The sequence below is a fragment of the Gemmatimonadaceae bacterium genome (assembly GCA_036003045.1).
Lineage (GTDB): Bacteria > Gemmatimonadota > Gemmatimonadetes > Gemmatimonadales > Gemmatimonadaceae > JAQBQB01.
Genome location: DASYSS010000087.1, coordinates 21,059 through 27,902, shown reverse-complemented (window position 1 = coordinate 27,902; position 6,844 = coordinate 21,059). Strand labels below are relative to the sequence as shown.

Annotated in this window: 7 protein-coding genes; 4 read left to right on the top strand and 3 right to left on the bottom strand. The window is 65.5% G+C overall.

Features of this window, described 5'->3' with window-relative positions:
* The 3 genes from VGQ44_19700 to VGQ44_19690 form a co-directional block, all read right to left on the bottom strand.
* Nucleotides 1-309, bottom strand: a 309-nt coding sequence (locus VGQ44_19700) for a DUF4956 domain-containing protein (GenBank protein HEV8449066.1), incomplete at its 3' end; no start/stop codon positions are given.
* Nucleotides 310-883: 574 nt separating this feature from the next.
* Nucleotides 884-1,351: a response regulator gene (locus tag VGQ44_19695; GenBank protein ID HEV8449065.1), complete on the bottom strand. Its 468-nt coding sequence runs from the start codon at nt 1,349-1,351 to the stop codon at nt 884-886.
* The gene (locus tag VGQ44_19690) at nt 1,348-2,517 is read right to left on the bottom strand and encodes an ATP-binding protein (GenBank protein ID HEV8449064.1); all 1,170 of its coding nucleotides are present in this window, start codon (nt 2,515-2,517) and stop codon (nt 1,348-1,350) included. Before VGQ44_19690 ends, VGQ44_19695 begins: the two co-directional genes overlap by 4 nt.
* Nucleotides 2,518-2,710: 193 nt before the next feature.
* On the opposite strand from VGQ44_19690, the gene VGQ44_19685 reads away from it, so the two are divergent.
* The 4 genes from VGQ44_19685 to VGQ44_19670 all read left to right on the top strand — a co-directional run bounded on the left by VGQ44_19685 (nt 2,711) and on the right by VGQ44_19670 (nt 6,802).
* On the top strand, nt 2,711-3,349 hold the full coding sequence (locus VGQ44_19685; protein HEV8449063.1) for a response regulator transcription factor: 639 nt from the start codon (nt 2,711-2,713) through the stop codon (nt 3,347-3,349).
* 75 nt (nt 3,350-3,424) lie between these two features.
* Nucleotides 3,425-3,931, top strand: a complete 507-nt coding sequence (locus VGQ44_19680; protein ID HEV8449062.1) for a hypothetical protein — start codon at nt 3,425-3,427, stop codon at nt 3,929-3,931.
* Nucleotides 3,928-5,421: an ATPase domain-containing protein gene (locus VGQ44_19675; GenBank protein HEV8449061.1), complete on the top strand. Its 1,494-nt coding sequence runs from the start codon at nt 3,928-3,930 to the stop codon at nt 5,419-5,421. Before VGQ44_19680 ends, VGQ44_19675 begins: the two co-directional genes overlap by 4 nt.
* Nucleotides 5,414-6,802: a GAF domain-containing sensor histidine kinase gene (locus VGQ44_19670; protein ID HEV8449060.1), complete on the top strand. Its 1,389-nt coding sequence runs from the start codon at nt 5,414-5,416 to the stop codon at nt 6,800-6,802. Before VGQ44_19675 ends, VGQ44_19670 begins: the two co-directional genes overlap by 8 nt.
* Nucleotides 6,803-6,844: the final 42 nt, after the last annotated feature.

Genomic DNA, 6,844 nt, shown 5'->3' with positions numbered 1-6,844 from the left:
GGCACTCGGAGTCTGGTATTCGTGGTTGCCGGGAGACGGATGCAGGCTCTTGATGATTCCCTTTTTCGGGTCGCCCCAGGACGGCGCGAAGCACTGATTGAACTGGGCGGTCGTGCCGGACGAATACGCGTTGTCGCCCAGTGCGATCGTGATGTCCTGAACGCCCGCGGCGAACCCCACGGCGATGGCGAGAAAGATGAATACGATGTCGCGAGAGTCGGACATGTTCGTGCGGAATCGGACGGCGGCCACCACGCCGCCAAGGCTGAACGCCAGGGCCAGGCTGTTGCTCACGATCAGCACGAACACCGGCGACGATCATCGGCAACACGATCAGCACTTGCACGACTGACTGGTTGTGCCCTTGGGCCGATCTCGCCGACATGTACACCCAGGTAACCGGCAGCATGAGCGCCAGCGTGCTGAGCAGAATGACAACGGTGCTCAGGGCGAACCAGGCACGCGCCGCCAGGTCGGCCGGCGGTGCGTTTGACTGGGCGGCAGAGATACTGTCGCGCAACAACGCCGCCGGGGCCTTCGCAAGGTGTTGCAGGCGGTCGCCGGTCAGCAAGCCGTCGAGCCCCGGAATGAAACGAAACAACACCAGGCCGGCGATCGCGAGAAGCGCGTAGTATGCGGCGAGGCGCCGAATCGGCCGCGAGGAGCCGAGGGTGAGATACGACATCATTCGTGTGAAGAAGCTCACCAATGAGCCTACGCGTCATCGCCGCGATCACCCATCACACGAAAGGGTGATTAAGTAGGTACGAGGGCGGCGCGATCAGCTAGCGAGCGATTCCCGGAACGTCGCGACGGTTCACGGACAAGCGGCGCGGCCAGGTTGCCTACGCCGCGACCGACCGCCTACGCTGTCACCGACCGCCTACGCCGCCACCGGCGGCAATTCGACGATTTCGAGCCAGTATCGTCCGAGCACGTTCATCGCCTCCACCAGTCCCGAGAACGTGACCGGTTTGGTGATGAACGAGTTGACGCCGAGCTGATAGCTCCGAATGACGTCGGCGTCCAGGTTCGACGTCGTGAGAATCACGACCGGGATGTCGTGCAGCGTGACGTCGCCCTTGAGCAGCCGCAGCGCCTCGCGGCCGTCCATCTTCGGCATGTTGAGGTCGAGCAGGATCAGACCTGGCCGCGGCGCGGATCCAGTCTCGCCCGAGAACGCCCCACGCTGGTACAGGTAGTCCAGCATCTCCTCGCCGTCTTCGACGAACCGCAGCTCGTTGGAGATGTGCGCGTCTTCGAGGGCCTGTTGGGTCAGCATCAGGTCGTCGTCATCATCATCGCAGATGAGAATCGTGATCGGAATCTTGTGCTTGTCTTGCATCATCATGGCGCGTGCTCCATTTCCGCCTGGTGGACGGGGAGGTTGACGGTGAACGTCGTTCCCTGACCGACGATGCTCGTCGCGGCGATGCTGCCACCGTGACGCTCGACGATCTTTCGGCAGATCGCGAGTCCCATGCCGGAGCCCTGAAACTGGGTCCGGGTATGGAGTCGCTCGAACATTCGAAAAATCTTTTCGTCGTGCTCCTGCTTGAAGCCGATTCCGTTGTCGGTCACGGTGATCGTGCAGACGCCGTCGCGCGAGATCGCGGCACCGAGCTTGATCACCGGCGGCACGCCAGGGCGCCGAAACTTGAGCGCGTTGCTCAAGAGGTTCTGCATGAGCTGGCGCATCTGCGACGCGTCGGCGTCGATCGCCGGCAACGTGCCCACCTCGATCCGGCCGCCGGTGTCGGAGACGGCCGTCTCGAGGTCGGCGACGACTTCGCGCACGATCGCGGCCAGGCTCGTCGGCGCGAAGGCCGCGGCGTTCGTCTTGATCTGCGAATACGCCAGCAGATCGGCGATCAGGGCGCGCATGCGCGTCGCGGCATCGAGCATCCGATCGAGGTATTGGCGCGCGTTGCCCTCGAGCAGCGATCCAGCCGAGGTCCCCAGCCGTTCGCCAAACGAGACGATCTTGCGCAGCGGCTCCTGGAGGTCGTGCGATGCCACGAACGCGAACTCATTCAGCGCCATGTTCGATCGTTCGAGCTCGCGGCGCTGAACGGCGAGGAGTCGCTCGGTGAGCCGTCGCTCCGTCACGTCTTCGATAGCCAGAAGAATCAGCCCCGAGACGTGCGTGCCATGCGAGACGACCCGGGCATTCAGCTGCATGATCTTGCGGCCGATTCCGGGAAAGACGTGGTCGACGTCGACGTCGTACAACTCGCGTTCGGCGGCCAGGCGGTCGTGCAACAGCGTCCGCAGGGGCGCAATGTCCCATTGACCATTTCCCAGGGCGAAGAGCACTTCACCGATCGTGTCCTCGGGTGCGACTCGAAACGTGAAAAAAAACGCGCGGTTGGCGTGCCTGACGCGGAAGTCGGAATCGACCAAGAGCAGCGGTTCGCGCACCGTGTCGATGATGTCCAACAGCAAGCGCTTGTCCGGCGAGGTGCCGCCGGCCGCGGGGGCGGCGCCAACTCGAGAGTACACCTCGTTGCGCGTCATATTGACGTACCGTAGGAGTTGCGGGGACCGCCCACAATGACACGAACGGACTAGAAGACCTGCTACCGCGTCCGAAACACCGGGGATGGCCGCGGTTCGTGCCGGCGGTAGATTCCGTTCCTCGGCGGCCATTCCGTGCCTTTCCGCGATTCGCACACCCCAACTGCATGGCGGCGCCCCTCTGCCCGGTGACATGATCACGGTTGCGATCGTGGACGACAACCGCCTCGTGCGCGAGGCGCTCACCGCGATGCTCGATCGGCTTCCCGATCTCCGCGTCGTCGGCACTAGCGTCGCCGATCCAGCCTTCATCGATGAGGCCAAGCCCGACGTGCTGCTCCTCGACGTCGGCCTGGGGGATGAAGACAGCCTCCGCGTCGCCGCCGCCCTCCCGAAACAGGCGCCGGGCACGAAGATCATCGTGATGGATCTCATTCCGATGAACGAAGACGTCGTGCAGTTCGTGAACGCCGGCGTGTCCGGTTTCGTCCTCAAAGACGCCTCGTTCGACGAGTTCGTGGCGACGATCAGGTCTGTGGCCGCCGGGGGCAAGGTGTTGCCGCCGCGCATGGCGGAATCCCTGTTCTCGCAAATCGCCAGCTCGGTCGCCACGCAGGGCCGCGAGCACGTCCTCGAGGACGTGCGCATGACGAAGCGCGAGCGCGAAGTCATCGAGCTGATCGGGGAGGGGCTGAGCAACAAGGAAATCGCCCAGCGGCTCAACATCGCGGCCCACACCGTCAAGAGTCACGTGCGCAACGTCATGGAGAAGCTCGCGTTGCACACGCGTCTGCAAATAGCCGCGTACGCGCGTCGAGACGGCTCGCAGTAGCGGCGTCCGGGACGGGCCGGTCCGTTCGCCGCCCCGGCACCCCCACAAATAGCGTACGGCCCTGACCATCCCTTCGTGCGATGGCTAGTGCGCGCCGATGACGCGTACTCTGCCTACGTGATTCCGCGACTCGGTGAAGCGCACACTTGGGGGCACGACCCCGACCCGCAGCGATCGGTGACCACGCCTGTCCTGGCCCGCGAACTGCTCGGGCGCGGGGCAGCGGAGAATGGGCAGTCGCCCAAGACCGGCGCCGACCTGCAGCGCGCCTTTGCGCGCGTATCGGACAATCTCCGCCGCTCGCTCGGCGAGGACGGATACCGCGCCTTGATTGGACGCGCCATCGCGCGCACGCAGTCCGACCCGCCCGTGTGGACTGCCACTCGATACGCCGGGCTGGGAATTGACCTGGACGTCGTCGCGGCAGTCGAGCGCCACGGGGCCAGGGCTGTAGGCGCCGCGCTCGAATCGCTGGTCACGGCGCTGTTCGACATCCTGAGCGACCTCATTGGAGCGGATATGGCGCGAAATCTCCTGGATCACGATGACGCACGTCGGGCACGCGCCGCGGAAGCGCCATGAGCGTCCTGGAGCCATTGGTGATCCGCAACGTCCCCACCGGCGTGCCGGGACTCGATGCAGTTCTCGGCGGCGGTCTCTGCGAGTTCTCGTTCAACCTCGTCGCGGGCTCGCCGGGGTCGGGAAAGACAACGCTCGTGCAACAGATTCTGTTCGCCAACGCGACCCCCGTACGGCCGGCGCTCTATTTCACCGTGCTCGGCGAGCCGACGATCAAGATGCTCCGCTACCAGTCGCAGTTCGGCTTCTTCGATTCGTCTCGCGTTCCCGCGGCGGTGCGGTTCATCAACCTGGCCGCCGAGGCGACGGGTGGAAACCTCGACGCCGTCTTCCAACGCGTCGCGACCGAAGTGGCCGCCGTGCAGCCGTCGTTCATCGCCGTCGATTCGTTTCGGACGATCGTCGGCGAGCACCAGTCGCCGGCATCGGGCGGCGTCATCGAGCTCGCGCGGTTCGTCAATCGCCTCGCGCAGCAGCTCACGACCTGGGAAGTCACATCGTTCCTGATCGGCGAATACGCGGACACCGAGCAGCGCCACCCGGTCTTCACGGTGGCCGACACGATTCTCTGGCTGTCCGAGGACGTCGATCGCAATTCAGCGACGCGCAAGCTGCGCGCGGTCAAGGTTCGCGGACGGAGCCCGATGCCGGGGCTGCACACCTTTCGGCTCACCGATGCGGGCATGCAGGTCTTTCCGCGGATCCCGGAGCAGCAGCGGCAACGCGTCGTTCGGCGGAATGTGCGCTTGGCGACCGGAGTGCCGGGGCTCGACGAAATGATTGGCGGCGGCATTCCGGCCGGCGATGTCGTTCTGCTCACCGGCCCAGCCGGGAGCGGCAAGACCACGTTTGCGACGCACTTCATCGCGCAAGGACTCAACGACGGTGAGAATTGCGTGGTGGCGGTCTTCGAGGAATATCCGGAATCGTATCTCGCCCGCGCGAAAACTGTTTCGATCGATCTCGACGGCATGGTCGAGGGCGGACGGCTCGCCGTCACCTATCTGCGGCCGCTCGATCTGTCGGTCGACGAGATGTTGGCGGAAATCCAGGGCGCCGTCGAACGGATCGGCGCGACGCGCGTCGTCATCGACTCACTCTCGGGCTTCGAAGTCGCGTTGGCGCCGACGTATCGCACGGACTTTCGCGAGTCGCTGTATCGCCTGGTCGGCGCGCTCACCGCAACCGGCGTCACGGTGCTGATGACCGACGAGGTCGTCGACGCAAACCCGGGAGGCCGATTCACCCACGAGCGCGTCTCGTTCATCACCGATGACATCTTCGTGCAACGGTATGTCGAGATCGAGGGCAAGCTTCAGAAAGTGCTGTCGGTGGTCAAGATGCGCGGCAGCGCGCACGCGACCGATTTCCGTGCCTACGCGCTGACGTCCGATGGCGCCGTCATGGGAGAGTCGCTTTCGAACTATCACGGGATCACGACCGGCGTTCCGGATCTCGCAGAGGCGGCGATCGCAGCCGGCGCCGATGGATAGCGGCGTGCAGGGCGGACTCGCAGTCGAGCCAACGCCGGCCGCGCCGGAGTTGATCCGCCAGCGCGCGATCACAGAACAATTCCTGCTCGCGGCGCTACAGGCGCGAGATGTATCGGACGAGGCGGTCGCGGCGAGCCGTCGCGCCACGTTCCTCTCGGCGGCCTGCCGGGAGCTGGCCGTGCCGCTCGATGATGAGACCGTGCGTGAAAGGATTGCGCGGCGCGCGCTGCCGCGTGAGGGCAGCTGGTGCATCGTGGACGTCGTGGAATTCGACGGCGCCGTTCATCGGTTGCCGGTCGCGCACCCCGACTTGGAGAGGCAAGGCGCCGCTCAGTTGTTCGCCGACCGATGGTTCCCCCCGCCGGCGCCGCTTGGCGCCGGCTCGAGCGAGCGCGGCTCGCTGGGCAGGAGCGACGAGGATGGTACGGTGGCGCGTCGCGCGCTCGGCTTCGGCGGCCTCTTGGTCGTGCCGCTCGTCGTTCGCGCCCGGGTGGTCGGCGCGATCACCTTCATCACGCGCGAAGGCGACCCGCCGTTCTCGACGGAGGAGGTGACCCTGGCCAGGGACCTCGCCGACATCTGCGCCCTCGCGCTGGAAAACGAGCGGCTCTATCGCCAGGCTCGGGAGTTGAGCCACGCCGCCGACCTTGCGAACCGCGCGAAGTCGTCCTTCCTCGGCAAGATGAGCCACGAGCTGATGACGCCCCTCAACGCCATCGGCGGCTACGTCTCTCTGATCGAGATGGGGCTCCGCGGCCCCGTGAGCCCTGCGCAAATGATCGACCTCGAGCGCATTCGGCGCAGCCAGGAAAACCTGCTCACGCTGATCTCGGAACTGCTCATGTTCGTGCAGACCGAAAGCGGCCGATTGGAGTACCGATTCAGCGCGGTTTCCGTTCAGGCGATGCTCCGCGAAGTCGCCGACACGCTCCGCGGCGCTATCGACGAACGCCGTTTCGCGCTCGTTCATTGGCCGTCGGATGTCGACGCGATGATGTGGGTCGATCCGGACCGCGCGCGGCAGATTCTTCTGAATCTCATCATGAACGCGGTCAAATACGCGACAGCCGACGGCGGGCAGATCACGCTCACCTTCGCCGCGACGCCGCAGACCGTGAGGATTTGCGTGGCCGACGCCGGTCCTGGAATTCCCGGCGAGAAGTTGGTGGCGATCTTCGAACCCTTTGTTCAGCTGGCGAACGGGCTGACCGAGCGGCGCGGCGGGGTTGGCTTGGGGCTGACGATCAGCCGCGACCTGGCGCGCGCGATGAAGGGCGATCTGACAGTCGAGAGCACCGTCGGCGTCGGGTCGCGGTTCACGTTGCAGTTGCCGCGCGCCGGCGCCACGATGTCCGATGCCCTCGGCGCGCACCCGGGGTAAATCCGGGGTAGAGCATTAGCGGCCACGTCCGCGATGGCGAAC